The organism is Streptococcus sp. M334 (genome assembly GCF_000187745.1).
Classification (GTDB): Bacteria; Bacillota; Bacilli; order Lactobacillales; family Streptococcaceae; genus Streptococcus.
In genome coordinates this window covers 63,112-81,251 of record NZ_GL732487.1, presented here as the reverse complement: position 1 = coordinate 81,251, position 18,140 = coordinate 63,112, and the positions used below count along the sequence as shown (strand labels likewise).

Annotated in this window: 16 protein-coding genes; 8 read left to right on the top strand and 8 right to left on the bottom strand. The window is 40.2% G+C overall.

Translation table 11 applies throughout. The features are described from left to right. Positions 1 to 23 precede the first annotated feature (23 nt). The 6 genes from HMPREF0851_RS09095 to HMPREF0851_RS09070 are packed head-to-tail and all read right to left on the bottom strand — an operon-like array spanning position 24 to position 2,440. Positions 24 to 500, bottom strand: coding sequence for a glutathione peroxidase (locus HMPREF0851_RS09095; RefSeq protein WP_000203049.1), 477 nt, complete (start codon positions 498 to 500; stop codon positions 24 to 26). Next, positions 497 to 1,075: a DUF3278 domain-containing protein gene (locus HMPREF0851_RS09090; RefSeq protein WP_000711241.1), complete on the bottom strand. Its 579-nt coding sequence runs from the start codon at positions 1,073 to 1,075 to the stop codon at positions 497 to 499. Before HMPREF0851_RS09090 ends, HMPREF0851_RS09095 begins: the two co-directional genes overlap by 4 nt. Before the next feature lie 26 nt (positions 1,076 to 1,101). Beyond that, positions 1,102 to 1,425: a hypothetical protein gene (locus HMPREF0851_RS09085; protein WP_000838776.1), complete on the bottom strand. Its 324-nt coding sequence runs from the start codon at positions 1,423 to 1,425 to the stop codon at positions 1,102 to 1,104. 9 nt (positions 1,426 to 1,434) lie between these two features. After that, complete coding sequence (locus HMPREF0851_RS09080) at positions 1,435 to 1,677, bottom strand: hypothetical protein (protein WP_000711751.1); 243 nt, start codon at positions 1,675 to 1,677, stop codon at positions 1,435 to 1,437. Between the two features lie 10 nt (positions 1,678 to 1,687). Beyond that, a complete protein-coding gene (locus tag HMPREF0851_RS09075; protein WP_000712347.1) occupies positions 1,688 to 2,230 on the bottom strand; it encodes a DUF3278 domain-containing protein in 543 nt (180 codons plus the stop codon). Positions 2,231 to 2,245: 15 nt separating this feature from the next. Continuing rightward, positions 2,246 to 2,440, bottom strand: coding sequence for a helix-turn-helix transcriptional regulator (locus HMPREF0851_RS09070; protein WP_001082471.1), 195 nt, complete (start codon positions 2,438 to 2,440; stop codon positions 2,246 to 2,248). 165 nt (positions 2,441 to 2,605) lie between these two features. Between HMPREF0851_RS09070 and rsmH the strand changes: the two genes are divergently transcribed. The 5 genes from rsmH to HMPREF0851_RS09045 all read left to right on the top strand — a co-directional run bounded on the left by rsmH (position 2,606) and on the right by HMPREF0851_RS09045 (position 9,566). Further along, positions 2,606 to 3,556, top strand: a complete 951-nt coding sequence (gene rsmH, locus HMPREF0851_RS09065; RefSeq protein ID WP_009014267.1) for a 16S rRNA (cytosine(1402)-N(4))-methyltransferase RsmH — start codon at positions 2,606 to 2,608, stop codon at positions 3,554 to 3,556. Positions 3,557 to 3,565: 9 nt separating this feature from the next. Then, positions 3,566 to 3,883 (top strand): cell division protein FtsL, encoded by a 318-nt coding sequence (gene ftsL / locus HMPREF0851_RS09060; RefSeq protein WP_000227824.1) that lies wholly within the window; start codon positions 3,566 to 3,568, stop codon positions 3,881 to 3,883. Positions 3,884 to 3,886: 3 nt separating this feature from the next. Continuing rightward, positions 3,887 to 6,139, top strand: coding sequence for a penicillin-binding protein PBP2X (pbp2X, locus tag HMPREF0851_RS09055; protein WP_000872184.1), 2,253 nt, complete (start codon positions 3,887 to 3,889; stop codon positions 6,137 to 6,139). A gap of 1 nt (position 6,140) precedes the next feature. Then, complete coding sequence (gene mraY, locus HMPREF0851_RS09050) at positions 6,141 to 7,121, top strand: phospho-N-acetylmuramoyl-pentapeptide-transferase (protein ID WP_000470841.1); 981 nt, start codon at positions 6,141 to 6,143, stop codon at positions 7,119 to 7,121. Positions 7,122 to 7,460: 339 nt separating this feature from the next. Continuing rightward, positions 7,461 to 9,566 carry an ATP-dependent Clp protease ATP-binding subunit gene (locus HMPREF0851_RS09045; RefSeq protein ID WP_000794309.1) on the top strand — a complete coding sequence of 702 codons (2,106 nt, stop codon included), beginning with the start codon at positions 7,461 to 7,463 and terminating at the stop codon, positions 9,564 to 9,566. Between the two features lie 210 nt (positions 9,567 to 9,776). Here the strand turns inward: HMPREF0851_RS09045 and HMPREF0851_RS09035 are convergent, their stop codons facing one another. Together HMPREF0851_RS09035 and HMPREF0851_RS09030 are read right to left on the bottom strand one after the other, a co-directional pair. Beyond that, on the bottom strand, positions 9,777 to 10,259 hold the full coding sequence (locus HMPREF0851_RS09035; protein ID WP_000032557.1) for an S-ribosylhomocysteine lyase: 483 nt from the start codon (positions 10,257 to 10,259) through the stop codon (positions 9,777 to 9,779). Between the two features lie 93 nt (positions 10,260 to 10,352). Then, entirely contained in the window at positions 10,353 to 11,837 is a 1,485-nt protein-coding gene (locus tag HMPREF0851_RS09030; protein ID WP_000743607.1) for a DUF1846 domain-containing protein, read from the bottom strand. Between the two features lie 152 nt (positions 11,838 to 11,989). Between HMPREF0851_RS09030 and HMPREF0851_RS09025 the strand changes: the two genes are divergently transcribed. The 3 genes from HMPREF0851_RS09025 (at position 11,990) to HMPREF0851_RS09015 (ending at position 17,902) form a co-directional block, all read left to right on the top strand. Further along, positions 11,990 to 13,600, top strand: coding sequence for a glycoside hydrolase family 13 protein (locus HMPREF0851_RS09025; protein WP_001156773.1), 1,611 nt, complete (start codon positions 11,990 to 11,992; stop codon positions 13,598 to 13,600). A gap of 171 nt (positions 13,601 to 13,771) precedes the next feature. Beyond that, on the top strand, positions 13,772 to 15,739 hold the full coding sequence (locus HMPREF0851_RS09020; protein ID WP_000837400.1) for a peptide ABC transporter substrate-binding protein: 1,968 nt from the start codon (positions 13,772 to 13,774) through the stop codon (positions 15,737 to 15,739). A 204-nt stretch (positions 15,740 to 15,943) separates the two neighbouring features. Continuing rightward, positions 15,944 to 17,902: a peptide ABC transporter substrate-binding protein gene (locus HMPREF0851_RS09015; protein ID WP_001093126.1), complete on the top strand. Its 1,959-nt coding sequence runs from the start codon at positions 15,944 to 15,946 to the stop codon at positions 17,900 to 17,902. The last annotated feature ends 238 nt before the right edge of the window (positions 17,903 to 18,140 follow it).

Sequence of the window (18,140 nt, the reverse complement as noted above, 5' to 3'; positions counted from 1 at the left end):
AGAAGGATGGATTTTAACGAAGTTTAGAGTAGATTTCGTATGACCTCTTCAATTTGTTTTGGGTCTGTTTTTGAAGAGAAGCGTTCAGAGACTTGCCCATCTCGACCGATGAGAAACTTAGCGAAATTCCATTCGACTCGTTTTCCTAGTGGGCCAGATTTCTGGTCTTTCAACCAGACATAGAGGGGATCTGCTTCTTTACCGTTTACCTTAATCTTGGCAAAACGTGGGAAGCTGGTCTGATAATGTAGGCTACAGAAGGTGTTGATTTCTTCTGCGCTGCCTGGTGCTTGTCCCATAAACTGATTGCAAGGGAAGTCTAAAATTTCAAAACCTTGTTCTTGATAGTGATCATAGAGTTCTTGAAGTCCTTGGTACTGGGGCGTTAAACCACATCCAGTAGCAGTGTTGACAACCAAGAGAACCTTACCACGATAGGTCTCTAGTGTAGTTTCTTGATTGTCTTGGTTCAAGACTGAAAAATCGTATAGTGAAGTCATTGCTTGCTTTTCTCCTTCTGTTTGGTATTTTTAGGAGTTTTCTCCTCCTGTAGTGATAGAAATCCGTAGGTCAGGGTTCCAAAAATGCTACCGATAATCAGGCCATACATCAGGAAAGGGACACTTTTATCGAATTGCATGAGCAACTTCCCAAAATCTGAAAAGGACATCTGCTGAACGAAGACCTTATGAAAGATGAGTAAGGTAAAGAGGCCAATCTGAAGACCGATAAACACAACCCAACTTCGAAATTTGATTTGAGCTTTGCTGTAGGTTTTGAGGATGATTTCTGACTTGTCATCTTTTTCCAAGTGGAGTTCTTTGACGGCTCTTTGAGTTTTTAAGGTAATGAAAAAAATGAGTCCAGAGTATACGTAGGGCATGGCATAGCGAACGGCTTCTATGAAGCGTCCAAATAATAGATAAAACAAGAAGAGAAAGAAGGAAGAATAAACGATTTGAACCATAGAACGGGCACAAGCCTTGTAGATAATCTCTTGTCGGCATTCATCAAAAGGGCCTTGGATGTGAAAGAGATTTCGAAGTAGGCGAGTGGTTAAGTCTTCTTTTTTCATACTAGTAACCTCCTAAATGAGCAGTTTTACTGACTTTCTTTTACGAATTGATAGAGATAATAAAGATAAGTGATAGAAGAAAGGATAGCGATAGTGAACAGTAAATAATATTTCCAACCGCTTGAGATGAGCATCAGTTGTGGTAAAGATAGAATCATAAAGCATAGTGCTAAGTTGAGTATGCGTGTTTTTTGGGAGTCAATCTTTAGATAAGTCAGTCCTTTGTTAAGGGCTGGAACAAAGACTAGCACGAGGAATATCTCTCTGATTAAGTTCCCTGAAACGATGATGAAGATGAGCAGAGAACTGAACAAAATATGATAGGTCAGTAAAGTTAGTAATGATTTCATAGGTACCTCCTAATCCTGGTCTTTTTTAGCTCTTGCAATACGAAGTGAGTCGACAATATGCATCATCACTCCGAAAAAGAAAGCTCCCAGTATAGTTTTAAAAATATGTTTTGTATTTAGAAGAGAAGTGATAAAATTTGGATTTTCACTTGTTAGGGTATCAATGAGTGGAATTATAAAAAATATCACTGTTCCATAAATCGAACCTGCTTTCAGACCAGGATAACGTGACTGTTTCTTTTCTTTTTTCATAGGGCACCTCCTAATCCTCATCCTGATTTTTCTTGGCTTTTGCAATGCGACGGGAGATGAGGAACTGTATGCTTGCCCCGAAGAAGATAGAACCGAGAATGCTTGATATACCATTTCTTATAGTGAGAAGAGACTGAAAATAGTCCTGACCTTCACCTATGAGTATATCGAGAAGAGGAGTTATAAAAAATATCCATAGACCAAAGAACAAACCTGCTTTCAGACCAGGGTAGCGAAGTTGCTTACTTTCTTTCTCACTCAGCATATCTGGATCAATAGCTGTAATCCCTGTTTTTTTCATTTGGTAGGTGACATAGCCAGCAGCGATGAGGGCAATCACTAAAATCAGAGGAGGATAGATTAGAGCCACTTCTTGAGGATATTTATAGGCCAGAAGGAGTGGAATAAGATTTCCGAAAATCATCAGATAAAAGAGGAAGATAAAGACTTGATTGCCGATACGATCAGCCTCGCGTCGTTTGTATTCGTCAAGGGGATCAGAAATACCGTATGTACGCTTGATCAGTTTTTCAGTGAAGGTTTCTTTTTTCATGAGTTGGCTCCTTTTTTAAAAATTATCCTCCCAAAAGAGACTATTGAGGTCAGTTTGGAGGCTACGGGCGAGATTGAGACAGAGTTCCAGGGTTGGATTGTACTTGTCGTTTTCAATCATGTTGATGGTTTGTCTCGAGACACCGATATCCTTGGCGAGCTCGAGCTGGGAAATGCCCAGTTCCTTGCGAAATTCTTTCACACGATTCATCTGTTCTCCTTTCTGATTTGTGTCGTATATATTTGACTATATTATATTCTTCTATAGAGCGAATGTCAAGCATATTTGACATATTTCTTAAAGAAATCTTACTTTTCTTGACCTATTTGTCTGACAAGTGCAAGCTAATCAGATTTGTGGTAAAATAGATAAGATATGACAAAAGAATTTCATCATGTAACGGTCTTACTCCACGAGACGATTGATATGCTCGAAGTCAAGCCTGACGGTATCTACGTTGATGCGACTTTGGGTGGAGCGGGCCATAGCGAATATTTATTAAGTAAATTGAGTGAAAAAGGCCATCTCTATGCCTTTGACCAGGACCAGAATGCCATTGACAATGCACAACAACGCTTGGCACCTTACATTGAAAAGGGAATGGTAACTTTTATCAAGGATAACTTCCGTCATTTGCAGGCACGTTTGCGCGAAGCTGGTGTTCAGGAAATTGATGGAATTTGTTATGACTTGGGAGTGTCTAGTCCTCAATTGGACCAGCGTGAGCGTGGTTTTTCTTATAAAAAGGATGCGCCACTGGACATGCGCATGAATCAGGATGCTAGTCTGACAGCCTATGAAGTGGTGAATCACTATGACTATCATGACTTGGTTCGTATTTTCTTCAAGTATGGCGAGGACAAATTCTCTAAACAGATTGCGCGTAAGATTGAACAAGCGCGTGAAGTCAAGCCAATTGAGACAACGACTGAGTTGGCAGAGATTATCAAGTCGGCCAAACCTGCCAAGGAGCTTAAGAAGAAGGGTCATCCTGCCAAGCAGATTTTCCAGGCTATTCGAATTGAAGTTAACGATGAGCTGGGGGCGGCAGATGAATCTATCCAGCAGGCTATGGAGATGCTGGCTCTAGATGGTAGAATTTCAGTGATTACCTTTCATTCGCTAGAAGACCGCTTGACCAAGCAATTGTTCAAGGAAGCTTCAACGGTTGAAGTTCCAAAAGGCTTGCCCTTCATCCCAGATGACCTCAAGCCCAAGATGGAATTGGTGTCCCGTAAGCCAATCTTGCCAAGTGCAGAAGAATTAGAAGCCAATAACCGCTCGCACTCAGCTAAGTTGCGCGTGGCCAGAAAAATTCACAAGTAAGAGGAAAAAATGGTAGATAAGAAAGAAACAACCAGTCAATTCTTGCAGAATCGTATCAAAAAATTCTCCCGTGTGGAGAAGGCTTTTTATCTTTCCATCGCTTTTACAGCTCTCGTCTTAGCAGTGAGTATTATCTTTATGCAGACACGACTCTTGCAAGTGCAAAGTGATTTGACAAAAATCAATGCGCAGATAGAGGAGAAGAAGACAGAACTGGACGATGCTAAGCAGGAAGTGAATGAATTGATTCGTTCCGAGCGCTTGAAAGAAATTGCAGATAAAAAAGATTTGAAATTGAATAATGAAAATATCCGAACAGCGGAGTAAGATATGAAATGGACAGAAAAAATAACCCGATTTGCGGTAAAAAATCGTAAATCTCCAGCAGAAAACCGTAGAATAGTCGGCAAGTACATCAGTTTGTTAGCTGTCGTACTTTTCGCTATCTTTTTGGTCAATTTTGCTGTTATTATCGGGAGTGGTAGTAAATTTGGTACTGACTTGGTAAAAGAAGCTAAGAAGGTTCACCAAACAACTCGCACAGTCCCTGCTAAGCGTGGGACTATCTATGACCGAAATGGAGTGCCTATCGCTGAAGATGCGACCTCTTATAACGTATATGCTGTTATTGATAAAAAATACAAGTCAGCAACTGGAAAAATTCTTTATGTAGAGGATTCGCAGTTTAATAAGGTAGCTGAAGTCTTCCATAAGTATTTGGATATGGATGAAGCTTATGTGAAAGAGCAACTGGCTCAACCAAATCTGACTCAGGTTTCCTTTGGTACAAAAGGAAATGGGATTACTTATGCCAATATGATGGCGATTAAAAAAGAATTAAAAGAGGCTAGTGTTGAAGGGATTGACTTTACAACTAGTCCTAACAGAAGCTATCCAAATGGGCAATTTGCTTCTAGTTTTATTGGTTTAGCCCAACTTCATGAAAATGAGGATGGTAGCAAGAGTTTGTTAGGAACTTCTGGTTTAGAGAGTTCCTTGAATACTATTCTTGCAGGGACAGATGGGATTATTACCTATGAAAAAGACCGTTTAGGAAATATCGTCCCAGGTACGGAACAGGTATCGCAGCAGACTGTGAATGGTAAGGATGTCTATACAACATTGTCTAGTCCGCTCCAATCTTTCATGGAAACTCAGATGGATGCCTTTCTAGAAAAAGTAAAAGGTAAGTACATGACCGCGACCTTGGTCAGTGCAAAGACCGGTGAAATCCTCGCTACCACCCAACGACCTACCTTTAATGCAGATACTAAAGAAGGAATCACTGAGGACTTTGTTTGGCGTGATATTCTTTATCAAAGTAACTATGAACCAGGATCAGCCATGAAGGTTATGACGTTAGCTTCTTCTATTGATAATAATACCTTCCCAAGTGGAGAATACTTCAATAGCAGTGAATTAAAAATAGCGGATGTGACGATTCGAGATTGGGATGTTAATGATGGTTTGACTACTGGTGGGATGATGACTTTCTTACAAGGTTTCGCTCACTCCAGTAATGTTGGAATGAGTCTACTTGAACAAAAAATGGGAGATACTACTTGGTTGGATTATCTAAACCGCTTTAAATTTGGGGTCCCAACTCGCTTTGGCTTGACAGATGAATACGCTGGTCAACTTCCAGCTGATAATATTGTCAATATTGCCATGAGTGCATTTGGTCAGGGGATTTCTGTAACGCAGACGCAAATGATTCGTGCCTTTACAGCCATTGCCAATGATGGCGTCATGCTGGAACCTAAATTTATTACGGCCTTGTATGATCCAAATGATCAAACCGTTCGTAAATCTCAAAAAGAAATCGTAGGAAATCCCGTTTCGAAAGATGCAGCTAGCCAAACTCGTACTCACATGGTCTTGGTAGGAACGGATCCTAGATATGGAACTATGTACAATCATGGTACAGGAAAAGCAACTGTCAATGTTCCAGGTCAAAATGTAGCCCTCAAGTCTGGTACAGCCCAAATCGCTGACGAGAAAAATGGAGGCTACTTAGTTGGTTCTACCAACTACATTTTCTCGGTTGTGGCTATGAACCCTGCTGAAAATCCTGATTTTATCTTGTATGTAACGGTTCAACAACCTGAACATTATTCAGGTATCCAGTTGGGAGAATTTGCCAACCCAATCTTGGAGCGGGCTTCAGCTATGAAAGAATCTCTCAATCTTCAATCTCCAGCCAAAAATTTAGATAAAGTTACGACAGAATCTTCTTATGCAATGCCTAGCATCAAGGATATTTCACCTGGTGAGTTGGCGGAAGCCTTACGCCGAAATATTGTGCAACCAATCGTTGTAGGTACTGGAACAAAGATTAAAGAGACTTCTGTAGACGAAGGGACCAATCTTGCACCAAACCAACAAGTTCTCCTTTTATCGGATAAGGTAGAAGAAATTCCAGACATGTATGGCTGGAAAAAAGAGACTGCCGAGACCTTTGCTAAATGGTTGGATATTGAACTGGAATTTGAAGGTTCAGGTTCCGTTGTTCAGAAGCAAGATGTTCGGACTAATACAGCTATCAAAAACATTAAAAAAATTAAATTAACTTTAGGAGACTAATATGTTTATTTCTATTAGTGCTGGAATTGTGACATTTTTACTAACTTTAGTAGGAATTCCGGCCTTTATCCAATTTTATAGAAAGGCGCAAATTACAGGCCAGCAAATGCATGAGGATGTCAAACAGCACCGGGCAAAAGCTGGAACTCCAACTATGGGGGGACTTGTTTTCCTCATGGCTGCAGTTGTGGTGAGTTTCCTCGTCGCTCTTTTTTCAAAACAATTGACCAATAATGTGGGAATGATTTTGTTCATCTTGGTCCTTTATGGACTTGTCGGATTTTTAGATGACTTCCTCAAGGTTTTTCGTAAAATCAATGAGGGGCTAAATCCCAAACAGAAATTGGCTCTTCAGCTTTTAGGTGGAGTTATCTTTTATCTTTTCTATGAGCGCGGTGGCGACATGCTTTCAGTCTTTGGCTACCAAGTGCATCTAGGGATTGTCTATATTGTCTTCGCTCTTTTCTGGCTAGTCGGTTTTTCAAACGCAGTGAACTTGACAGACGGTATAGATGGTCTAGCTAGTATTTCAGTGGTGATTAGCTTGTCAGCTTATGGAGTTATTGCCCATGTGCAAGGTCAGATGGATATCCTTCTAGTGATTCTTGCCATGATTGGTGGTTTGCTCGGTTTCTTCGTCTTTAACCACAAGCCTGCTAAGGTCTTTATGGGGGATGTGGGAAGTTTGGCTTTAGGTGGAATGTTGGCAGCTATCTCTATGGCTCTCCACCAAGAATGGACTCTCTTGATTATCGGAATTGTTTATGTTTTTGAAACAACTTCGGTTATGATGCAAGTTGGATACTTCAAAATGACTGGTGGCAAACGTATTTTCCGTATGACGCCTGTGCATCACCATTTTGAGCTTGGAGGATTGTCTGGTAAAGGAAATCCTTGGAGTGAGTGGAAGGTTGACTTCTTCTTTTGGGGAGTGGGACTTCTAGCAAGTCTCCTGATCCTAGCAATTTTATATTTGATGTAAGAATGGCACCCTGATGTTTCAGGGTGTTTTTGCTGTTTAAAAAATATTGGTCAATTAAAGTCAAATCTCTTGACCTTTTCTGACTAATGTAGTATATTATAAACGTAAGGTAAATGAAAGCCTTACTAGAATACTTATTTAAAGTGAAATAGAAAGAGGTGGGGTCTATGTTTAATCTAGAAATCTTCAGAAGTAAAGATAGTCTACTCCTACTTGAAAAAGAAAAACCAGAAATAGTACCTAGAGTAGCGATTTAGCTAGTCTAAATTTTTTAAGACAAAGGTCAAAGATAGTCAATGTCAGTAATCATAACTAAGTAAACAAAAAGAGGTAAAGAATATGAAAAACAACTTTAATAATTTTAACAACATGGATGATTTATTTAACCAATTGATGGGTGGTATGCGAGGATATAGTTCTGAAAATCGCCGTTACTTGATTAATGGACGCGAAGTCACACCAGAGGAATTTGCTCATTATCGTGCAACTGGTCAATTGCCAGGAAATGCAGAAACTGATGGACAAATGCCACAACACGCTTCAGGTATGAAACAAGACGGTGTCCTTGCTAAACTAGGTCGAAACTTGACAGCAGAAGCGCGTGAGGGCAAGTTGGATCCTGTTATCGGACGAAACAAGGAAATTCAAGAAACATCTGAAATTCTTTCACGCCGTACCAAGAACAATCCTGTTCTAGTCGGAGACGCAGGTGTTGGTAAGACAGCCGTTGTCGAAGGTTTGGCACAAGCCATTGTGAACGGAGATGTCCCAGCTGCCATTAAGAATAAGGAAGTTATTTCCATTGATATCTCAGGTCTTGAAGCTGGTACTCAATACCGTGGTAGCTTTGAAGAAAATGTTCAAAACCTAGTCAATGAAGTGAAAGAAGCGGGAAATATCATTCTCTTCTTTGATGAAATTCACCAAATCCTCGGTGCTGGATCTACTGGAGGTGACAGTGGTTCTAAAGGGCTTGCAGACATTCTCAAGCCAGCCCTCTCTCGTGGGGAATTGACAGTGATTGGGGCAACAACTCAAGACGAATACCGTAACACTATCTTGAAGAATGCAGCTCTTGCTCGTCGTTTCAACGAAGTTAAGGTAAATGCTCCTTCAGCAGAAGATACCTTTAAAATCCTTCAAGGAATTCGTGACCTCTATCAACAACACCACAATGTCATCTTGCCAGATGAAGTCTTGAAAGCAGCAGTGGATTATTCTGTTCAGTATATTCCTCAACGTAGCTTGCCAGATAAGGCTATCGACCTTGTCGATGTAACGGCAGCTCACTTGGCAGCTCAACATCCTGTAACAGATGTGCATGCTGTTGAACGTGAAATTGAAGCAGAAAAAGACAAGCAAGAAAAAGCAGTCGAGGCAGAAGATTTTGAAGCAGCTCTAAACTATAAAACACGCATTGCAGAATTGGAAAAGAGAATCGAAAACCACACAGAAGATATGAAAGTGACTGCGACTGTCAATGATGTGGCTGAATCTGTAGAACGAATGACGGGTATTCCAGTGTCACAAATGGGAGCATCTGATATCGAACGTTTGAAAGATATGGCTCATCGCTTGCAAGATAAGGTAATCGGCCAAGACAAGGCGGTAGAAGCAGTAGCTCGTGCTATCCGTCGTAACCGTGCCGGTTTTGATGAAGGCAATCGCCCAATCGGTAGCTTCCTATTTGTAGGACCAACTGGGGTTGGTAAGACGGAACTTGCTAAGCAATTGGCGCTTGATATGTTTGGTACCAAGGATGCAATCATTCGTTTGGATATGTCTGAATACAGTGACCGCACTGCCGTTTCTAAGCTAATTGGTACAACAGCAGGTTATGTGGGTTATGATGACAATAGCAATACCTTGACAGAACGTGTTCGTCGCAATCCTTACTCTATCATTCTCTTGGATGAAATTGAAAAGGCTGATCCTCAAGTCATTACCCTTCTCCTCCAAGTTCTAGATGATGGTCGTTTGACAGATGGTCAAGGAAATACAGTAAACTTCAAGAACACTGTCATTATTGCAACATCAAATGCTGGATTTGGTTATGAAGCCAACTTGACAGAAGATGCGGACAAACCAGAATTGATGGACCGTTTGAAACCATTCTTCCGTCCAGAATTCCTCAACCGATTTAATGCAGTTATTGAGTTCTCACACTTGACTAAGGAAGATCTTTCTAAGATTGTAGATTTAATGTTGGCTGAAGTCAACCAAACCATGGCTAAGAAAGACATTGACTTGGTAGTCAGTCAAGCAGCTAAGGACTATATCACAGAAGAAGGCTATGACGAAGTCATGGGTGTTCGTCCTCTCCGTCGCGTGGTTGAACAAGAAATTCGTGATAAGGTAACGGACTTCCACTTGGATCATTTAGATGCCAAACACTTAGAAGCAGATATGGAAGATGGTGGTTTAGTTATTCGTGAAAAAGCCTAATACTCTTCGAAAATCTCTTCAAACCACGTCAACTTCGCCTTGCTGTATATATGTGACTGACTTCGTCAGTTCTATCTACAACCTCAAAGCAGTGCTTTGAGCAACCTACGGCTAGTTTTCTAGTTTGCTCTTTGATTTTCATTGAGTATAAGACAAAATTTTGAGAATAAAAAAGAAGGAGCCAGCTGAAAAACTGGTTCCTTTTTGTGTTTAGATGACATGGCGTTCAAAGGCATCATCTGAAATCCCTTGTTCTAAGATGAGTTTTGCCCATTCTTTAGCAGAAAAGAGGCTGTGATCCTTGTAGTTACCGCAAGATTCGATGGTTGTTCCAGGGACGTCTTCCCAAGTAGTAGTTTCAGCGATTTCCTTGAGCGAATCCTTGATAACAGCCGCAATTTCAGCGCTGGTATGACGCCCCCACATAATCATATGGAAGCCTGTGCGACAACCAAATGGTGAACAGTCAATCATACCGTCAATGCGGGTACGGATGAGTTTTGCTAAGAGGTGCTCGATAGTGTGAAGGCCAGCGGTAGGGATTGAGTCTTCGTTTGGTTGTACCAAGCGAATATCAAAATTGGAGATAACATCTCCCTTTGGCCCTGTTTCTTCCCCAATCAAGCGAACATAGGGAGCTTTAACAATAGTGTGGTCAAGTTCAAAACTTTCAACAATAACTTCTTTTGACATGGTAGATCCTTTCAGTTTTCTTCTTTCATTATAACATAAAGCCGGCTCTGAGACAGAGAGAAAACCTCTCCGAGAGTGGAGAGGTTCAAATCGTTACTTACGATATAAGCGGTCGTATTGGTAGTATGGGTCAAAGGTTACATTGATACCCAATTTACGAAGGACATTCTTGTCTTCATCTGTCAAGATGATGGTTGAGTGAGCTTCGCTTCCTTTGAGGTTACCAAGCTCTTCCATGGTACGAGCAGCATCAGGATTTTCTGTAGCTGTGATAGCAAGGGCAATCAAAATTTCATTTGAATGCAGGCGTGGATTGCGGCTACCGAGATGATCGATTTTAAGACCTTGGATTGGCTTAACAACTTCAGGCTCGATTAGTTTCACTTCTTTAGCAATGTCAGCTGATTTCTTGATAGCGTTAATCAAGGCAGCGGCAGTTGGGCCAAAGAGTTCTGAGTTCTTACCTGTGACGATTTCCCCATTTGGCAATTCAAGGGCTAGGGCGGGTCCACCAGTTTCTTCTGCTTTTTGGCGCGCAACGACAGCAACCTTGCGGTCTGCAGGTGTGATACCGAGGTCGTTCATAAGCAACTCAATTTTCTTGACAGCAGATTCGCCCACTTTTTCAGCTTTGAAATCAAGCACTGTTTGATAGTAGCGACGGATGATTTCTTGTTTAGAGGCTTCGATAGCAGCCTCATTATCTGTAATAGCGAAACCAACCATGTTAACACCCATATCTGTCGGAGAAGCGTATGGAGATTCACCAAGAATACGTTCTAACATACGCTTGAGCACTGGGAAAATCTCTATATCACGGTTGTAGTTGACAGTGGTTTCTCCATAGGTTTGGAGATGGAAAGGGTCAATCATGTTGACATCATCAAGGTCAGCTGTAGCAGCCTCGTAGGCCAAGTTGACAGGATGATGAAGAGGAAGATTCCAAACTGGGAAGGTTTCAAATTTAGCGTAACCAGACTTGATACCATTGATTTGGTCGTGGTACATATTGGACATACAGGTTGCCAATTTTCCAGAACCAGGTCCAGGAGCGGTTACGACGATCAAGTTACGACTGGTTTTGATGTAGTCGTTTTTCCCCATGCCTTCTGGAGAAATGATATGATCCATATCTGTTGGATATCCTTTGATTGGATAATGAAGATAGGAATCAATTCCGTTTTTCTCAAGTTGGTTGCGGAAGGCATCTGCAGCTGGTTGACCAGCGTACTGTGTGATGACAACGGAACCAACAAAAATCCCCAGTTCATTGAATTTATCAATCAAACGAAGAACTTCTTGATCATAAGAAATGCCCAAGTCACCACGTGCTTTGGAATGTTCGATGTTGCTAGCATTAATGGCGATTACAACTTCAACTTGCTCTTTCAATTCCTGCAAGAGCTTGATTTTGTTGTCAGGTTCATAGCCAGGAAGAACACGGGCAGCGTGGAAGTCTTCTAACATTTTGCCACCAAACTCCAAGTAGAGCTTGCCGTCAAATTGGTTAATGCGCTCCAAAATGTGGTCGCGCTGTAGATTCAAATATTGTTCAGAACTAAAAGCTTGTTTTTTCATTTTTTTACCTCTGACCTCTATTATAATAAAAAATTGGAAGTTAGGAAACTATGGAGTTAAAAAAGGAATCAAAAAGATTAGGCAAACGCTTGCACAAAATTCTGAAAAGCGCTATCATAGACTATAGATTATGAAAATAATGAGGTAAGAAGATGCAAGAAAAATGGTGGCATAATGCCGTAGTCTATCAAGTTTATCCTAAGAGCTTTATGGATAGCAACGGAGATGGAATTGGCGATTTGCTAGGAATTACCAGTAAGTTAGACTATCTAGCCAAGTTAGGAATTACAGCGATTTGGCTTTCTCCAGTTTATGACAGTCCTATGGATGATAATGGCTACGATATTGCTGATTATCAAGCGATTGCAGTTATTTTTGGGACCATGGAGGATATGAACCAACTAATCGCGGAAGCCAAGAAGCGTGATATTCGTATCATCATGGACTTGGTGGTCAATCATACCTCGGATGAACATGATTGGTTTGTCGAGGCCTGTGAAAATCCTGATAGCCCTGAGCGTGACTACTATATCTGGCGAGATGAGCCTAATGATCTAGATTCTATCTTTAGTGGGTCTGCTTGGGAATACGATGAAAAGTCTGGTCAATACTATCTTCACTTTTTCAGCAAGAAACAGCCGGATCTCAACTGGGAGAATGAAAAACTTCGCCAGAAAATTTATGAGATGATGAACTTCTGGATTGATAAAGGAATTGGCGGTTTCCGCATGGATGTCATTGACATGATTGGCAAAATTCCTGATGAGAAAGTAGTTAATAACGGTCCCATGCTCCACCCCTATCTCAAGGAGATGAATCAGGCGACCTTTGGAGATAAGAATCTCTTGACAGTAGGGGAAACCTGGGGAGCAACGCCAGAGATTGCCAAGCTCTACTCTGATCCAAAGGGGCAAGAATTGTCTATGGTCTTCCAGTTTGAACACATTTGTCTTCAGTATCAGGAAGGGCAACCTAAGTGGCACTATCAAAAAGAGCTGAATATCCCTAAGTTGAAAGAGATTTTCAACAAATGGCAGACAGAGTTAGGAGTTGAGGATGGCTGGAATTCGCTTTTCTGGAACAATCATGACCTCCCTCGTATCGTCTCAATCTGGGGGAATGACCAAGAATACCGAGAAAAATCTGCCAAAGCTTTTGCAATCTTACTTCATCTCATGAGAGGAACTCCTTATATCTACCAAGGTGAGGAAATTGGGATGACAAATTATCCGTTTGAAACACTGGACCAAGTAGAAGATATTGAATCCCTCAACTATGCGCGTGAGGCTCTTGAAAAAGGTGTTCCTATGGAAGAAATCATGGACAGTATCCGTGTCATTGGACGTGACAATGCTCGTACCCCTATGCAATGGGATGAGAGCAAAAACGCTGGTTTCTCAACAGGTCAACCTTGGTTGGCAGTGAATCCAAACTATCAAAGAATCAATGTTCAAGAAGCGCTGGCAAATCCAGATTCTATTTTCTATACCTATCAGAAGCTAGTTCAAATCCGTAAGGAGAATAGCTGGCTGATTCGAGCTGACTTTGAATTACTTGATACGGCTGATAAGGTCTTTGCCTATATTCGTAAGGACGGTGACCGCCGTTTCCTAGTTGTGGCCAACTTGTCCAATGAAAAACAAGACTTGGCAGTAGAAGGAAAAGTTAAATCAGTCCTGATTGAAAATACTGTGGCTCAAGAAGTTTTTGAAAAACAAATCTTAGCTCCATGGGATGCTTTCTGTGTGGAATTGACTGACTAAAAAGTGGGGACCTCAAGCTTATAGAGTTTGAGGTTTTTTGCTAAAAGTTTTTTAGAAAACTCTTTTAAAAACATTTGTTAGAATTTTCTAAAAAATTTGTCGAAAGCTCTTGCATTTAGAATAAAATAGAGTATAATGGTGGAAATAACATATTATTAAAGGAGATTGCCTATGAAATCGAAAAAGTGGCTCTTAGGAGCGGGAGTAACCTTGAGTGCAGCCCTTCTTTTGGTAGCTTGTGGGAAAAGTGATAAGAAAGCAGATGCCCCGAGGAGCTTTTCTTATGTCTATGCAGTAGATCCGTCTTCCTTGGATTATAGCATTACGAGTAAAAGTTCGACCTCTGACGTGATTGGTAATGTTGTTGATGGTCTTTTAGAGAATGATAAATATGGGAATCTTGTTCCGTCTTTAGCAGAGGATTGGACTGTTTCAGCTGATGGTTTGACTTATACGTACAAACTTCGTAAGGGTGTGAAGTGGTATACTTCTGAAGGAGAGGAGTATGCAGAAGTTAAGGCTCAGGATTTTGTTACAGGTCTGAAACATGCAGCAGATGCTAAGTCAGATGGTCTTTCTTTGATTGAAAAATCAATCAAAGGTTTGGAGGCCTATGTTAGTGGTGAGACCAATGATTTTTCAACTGTAGGTGTTAAAGCTCTTGATGATTATACGGTAGAATATACCCTTAATAAACCAGAAAGTTTTTGGAACTCGAAAGTAACAACAGCAACCATGCTTCCTGTAAATGAAGAGTTTTTGAATGCAACAGGCAAGGATTACGGAGCGCCGACCCCATCAAGTATTCTTTACAATGGTCCATATTTTTTGAAATCTTTGATTTCTAAATCTGTGATTGAATATGAAAAAAATCCTAACTATTGGGATAAGGAAAATGTCAAGATTGATAATGTAAAATTAACATTCTATGACGGATCAGATCAAGAATCCCTTATCCGTAGTTTCGCTACAGGAGCATACAATACAGCGAGACTTTTCCCAAATAGTTCAAGTTTTGCTTCTACCAAAGAGAAATATGGCGATCAGATTATTTATAGCCCTCAGGAAGCAACTAGTTATTACTTTACTTTTAACGTAAATCGTCAATCATATAATAAAACAGCCAAGACAGATGAAGGACAAAAGCTTTCTACCAAAGAAGCTATGCTGAATAAAAATTTCCGTCAAGCGATTAATTTTGCCTTCAATCGCCACGCCTATACAGCTCAATTAAACGGTGAAGAAGGTGCGGATAAGATTATTCGTAATAGTCTAGTGCCAGATAATTATGTTCAAGTAGCAGGGAAGACCTTCGGACAGTTGGCTCAAGATGAACTACTGAAATATGGAGAACAGTGGAAAGATGTGACTCTCACAGATGGTAAGGATACAATTTACAATCCTACAAAGGCTAAATCTGCATTTGAAAAAGCGAAGTCAGAATTGCAAACTAAGGGAGTAAGTTTCCCGATTCATTTGGATGTGCCAGTAGAACAGACAGATGTAGTTGCGGTTCAACAAACCAATTCGCTAAAACAATCAATTGAAGAAACGCTTGGAACGGAGAATGTCATTGTAGATGTTCTTCAAATGACAGACAATGAGAAGGAAAGTATCACTTCTCAAGCGAAAGTTCCAACCCAAAAAGACTATGATTTGAACGGAACAGGTTGGGGACCAGATTACCAAGATCCAGCAACCTATCTCAATATTTTAGATGCTAAGAAGGGTTCTGCCTTGAAACACCTAGGTATAACAAAGGGCAAGGATCCTGAAGTCATGGCGAAAGTTGGCTTGGATGAATACAAGAAGCTCTTGGACGATGCTGCTTCTGAGACGACCAATCTTGATAAACGTTATGAGAAATATGCTAAGGCTCAAGCTTGGGTAACAGATAGTTCTCTCCTTATTCCAGTGGCGTCTTCAGGAGGTTCTCCTATGGTAAGTCGTGCTGTACCATTTACTAAAGCTTATTCACAAGTTGGTATCAAAGGGGATCCATTTATTTTTAAAGGAATGGAACTTCAAAATGATATTGTCACAACTAAAGAGTATGAGGCAGCACTCAAAAAGTGGCAAAAGGAAAAACTAGAATCGAATGCTCAGTATCAAAAGGATTTAGAAAAACACGTAAAATGAGTCCAGGCTTATTTTTACAAATAATTTTTAATCAATAAATCGCATAAAAAACAAGGGAGGACTGTATGAAAGACAGAAATCCTTTGTTTTTTTATGCCTAGAGTTTATAAACTTCCATTCTAGAAATTCAATTAACTTTACAAATTACCATGATTTTGGTAAAATAAACTTATGTTACAAAAACTAACATAAAGGAGAAAGAAGATGAATACAAAAAAGCGTGTCCTTGGTACAGGATTGACTTTTGCGACTGCTTTGCTTTTAGCTGCTTGCGGTCAATCAGGTTCAGATACAAAAACTTACTCATCAACCTTTAGTGGAAATCCAACTACATTTAACTATTTATTAGACTACTACGCCGATAATACATCGATTATAACCAACCTAGTTGATGGTTTGCTTGAAAATGACAATTATGGAAATCTAGTTCCATCTTTGGCAGAAGACTGGTCTGTTTCGAGCGATGGTCTGACTTATACCTACAAATTGAGAAAAGATGCCAAATGGTTCACAGCTGACGGTGAAGAGTACGCCCCAGTCAAGGCACAAGATTTTGTGACAGGTATCAAGTATGCTGTGGATAATAAATCACAGGCGCTTGACTTGATTCAAAATTCGATCAAGGGCTTGAATGATTATATTACAGGAGCGGATTCTGACTTTTCTAAGGTTGGGGTCAAGGCTATTGATGACCAGACTATTGAGTATACTTTGACACGCCCAGAGCCTTACTGGAATTCAAAAACAACGAATAGTATTCTTTTCCCAGTAAACGAAGAGTTTTTAAATTCAAAAGGGAAAGATTTTGGGACCCTATCTCCAGATAGCATTCTTTACAGTGGTCCTTACTTGTTAAAAGATTTCACATCAAAATCATCTATTGAGTATGTGAAAAATCCGCATTACTATGATCATGACAAAGTATCGATTGAACATGTCAAGTTGGCTTACTTTGATGGTTCAGACCAAGAATTGACCATCCGTAACTTTGAAAGTGGAGCCTATTCTATCGCTGGAGTTTATCCAAATAGTTCAAACTTTGCTAAGACCAAGGAAAAATATAAGGATAATATCGTCTATAGTTTGCAGGACAAGACTTCTTGGTATTTTAATTTCAATGTCAATCGTAAGACTTACAATCACACTGCTAAAACGACAGATGAGCAGAAGAAGTCAACTGAGATAGCTGTCTTGAACAAAAACTTCCGTCAAGCAGTAAACTTTGCCTTGGACCGCACAGCCTATTCTGCTCAGTCAAATGGGGAAGAAGCAGCTAGCAAGACTCTTCGTAACATCCTAGTACCTCCTACATTTGTCCAAGTTGGAGACAAGACCTTTGGAGAAGTAGTCGCTTCTAAATTGGTCAACTATGGCACAGAGTGGGCAGGTATGAACCTAGCAGATGCGCAGGATGCCTATTTTAACAAAGAAAAAGCCCAAGCAAAATTTGCAGAAGCCAAAAAAGACTTGGCAAGTCAAGGTGTTACCTTCCCAATTCACTTGGATATAGCTGTGGACCAGACAAATAAAAATGCTGTGACTGGTATGAATTCTGTGAAACAGACTCTTGAATCAGTTTTAGGTACTGACAATCTTGTTGTTGATGTTCAACAACTCTCTACAGATGAGTATAATAATGTAGCCTTCTTAGCTCCTACTCCCGATGCAAGAGATTATGATTTAAGTTTTGATGGTTGGGTAGCGGATTATCAGGATCCATCTACTTACCTCAATCCATTCAATGCAGAGGATGGATTCTATCTCAAGATTTTTGGTCTAGATGCCAAGGAAGATAAAGCGAAGATTGCTAGCCTAGGTTTGGATACTTACACTAAAATTCTCAAAGATGCGGATAGTGAAAATAAAGATGTAGCTAAACGTTACGAGAAATATGCTGAAGCGCAGGCTTGGATGATTGATAACTCTCTCATTATGTCAGCTATGTCAGGAGGTGGGACTGCTTCTGTGACAAAAGTGACACCATTTACAAGAGGGTACTCATTGGTCGGTATCAAGGGGGACGGTTATAACTATAAGTATATGAAACTGCAAAAAGATACTGTTACGACCAAACAGTATGAAGAAGCAAAGACTAAATGGGAGCAAGAAAGTAAAAAAGCAATCGAAAAAGCTCAAAAAGAAGCAGAAAATCATGTTAAATAATGAAAAATAGCTTTTTTAAGGAAAATCATAAAGACAAACATCAGTTTTGGTGCTTGTCTTTTTAAATCACTCGGCTATTGAAAACTGAGAAATGATTTGTTTTGTGCTAAAATAGATTGAAACGAATACTCAATGAAAATCAAAGAGTAACTGGGAAGTTAGCTCAAAGTACAGCTTTTAGGTGGTAGATAGAACTGACGAAGTCAGCTCAAAATACTGTTTTGAGGTTGCAGATGGA

Coding starts and splice junctions, on each gene's coding strand:
- HMPREF0851_RS09095 (WP_000203049.1), bottom strand. CDS start 500: ATGACTTCACTATACGATTTTTCAGTCTTGAACCAAGACAATCAAGAA.
- HMPREF0851_RS09090 (WP_000711241.1), bottom strand. CDS start 1,075: ATGAAAAAAGAAGACTTAACCACTCGCCTACTTCGAAATCTCTTTCAC.
- HMPREF0851_RS09085 (WP_000838776.1), bottom strand. CDS start 1,425: ATGAAATCATTACTAACTTTACTGACCTATCATATTTTGTTCAGTTCT.
- HMPREF0851_RS09080 (WP_000711751.1), bottom strand. CDS start 1,677: ATGAAAAAAGAAAAGAAACAGTCACGTTATCCTGGTCTGAAAGCAGGT.
- HMPREF0851_RS09075 (WP_000712347.1), bottom strand. CDS start 2,230: ATGAAAAAAGAAACCTTCACTGAAAAACTGATCAAGCGTACATACGGT.
- HMPREF0851_RS09070 (WP_001082471.1), bottom strand. CDS start 2,440: ATGAATCGTGTGAAAGAATTTCGCAAGGAACTGGGCATTTCCCAGCTC.
- rsmH (WP_009014267.1), top strand. CDS start 2,606: ATGACAAAAGAATTTCATCATGTAACGGTCTTACTCCACGAGACGATT.
- ftsL (WP_000227824.1), top strand. CDS start 3,566: ATGGTAGATAAGAAAGAAACAACCAGTCAATTCTTGCAGAATCGTATC.
- pbp2X (WP_000872184.1), top strand. CDS start 3,887: ATGAAATGGACAGAAAAAATAACCCGATTTGCGGTAAAAAATCGTAAA.
- mraY (WP_000470841.1), top strand. CDS start 6,141: ATGTTTATTTCTATTAGTGCTGGAATTGTGACATTTTTACTAACTTTA.
- HMPREF0851_RS09045 (WP_000794309.1), top strand. CDS start 7,461: ATGAAAAACAACTTTAATAATTTTAACAACATGGATGATTTATTTAAC.
- HMPREF0851_RS09035 (WP_000032557.1), bottom strand. CDS start 10,259: ATGTCAAAAGAAGTTATTGTTGAAAGTTTTGAACTTGACCACACTATT.
- HMPREF0851_RS09030 (WP_000743607.1), bottom strand. CDS start 11,837: ATGAAAAAACAAGCTTTTAGTTCTGAACAATATTTGAATCTACAGCGC.
- HMPREF0851_RS09025 (WP_001156773.1), top strand. CDS start 11,990: ATGCAAGAAAAATGGTGGCATAATGCCGTAGTCTATCAAGTTTATCCT.
- HMPREF0851_RS09020 (WP_000837400.1), top strand. CDS start 13,772: ATGAAATCGAAAAAGTGGCTCTTAGGAGCGGGAGTAACCTTGAGTGCA.
- HMPREF0851_RS09015 (WP_001093126.1), top strand. CDS start 15,944: ATGAATACAAAAAAGCGTGTCCTTGGTACAGGATTGACTTTTGCGACT.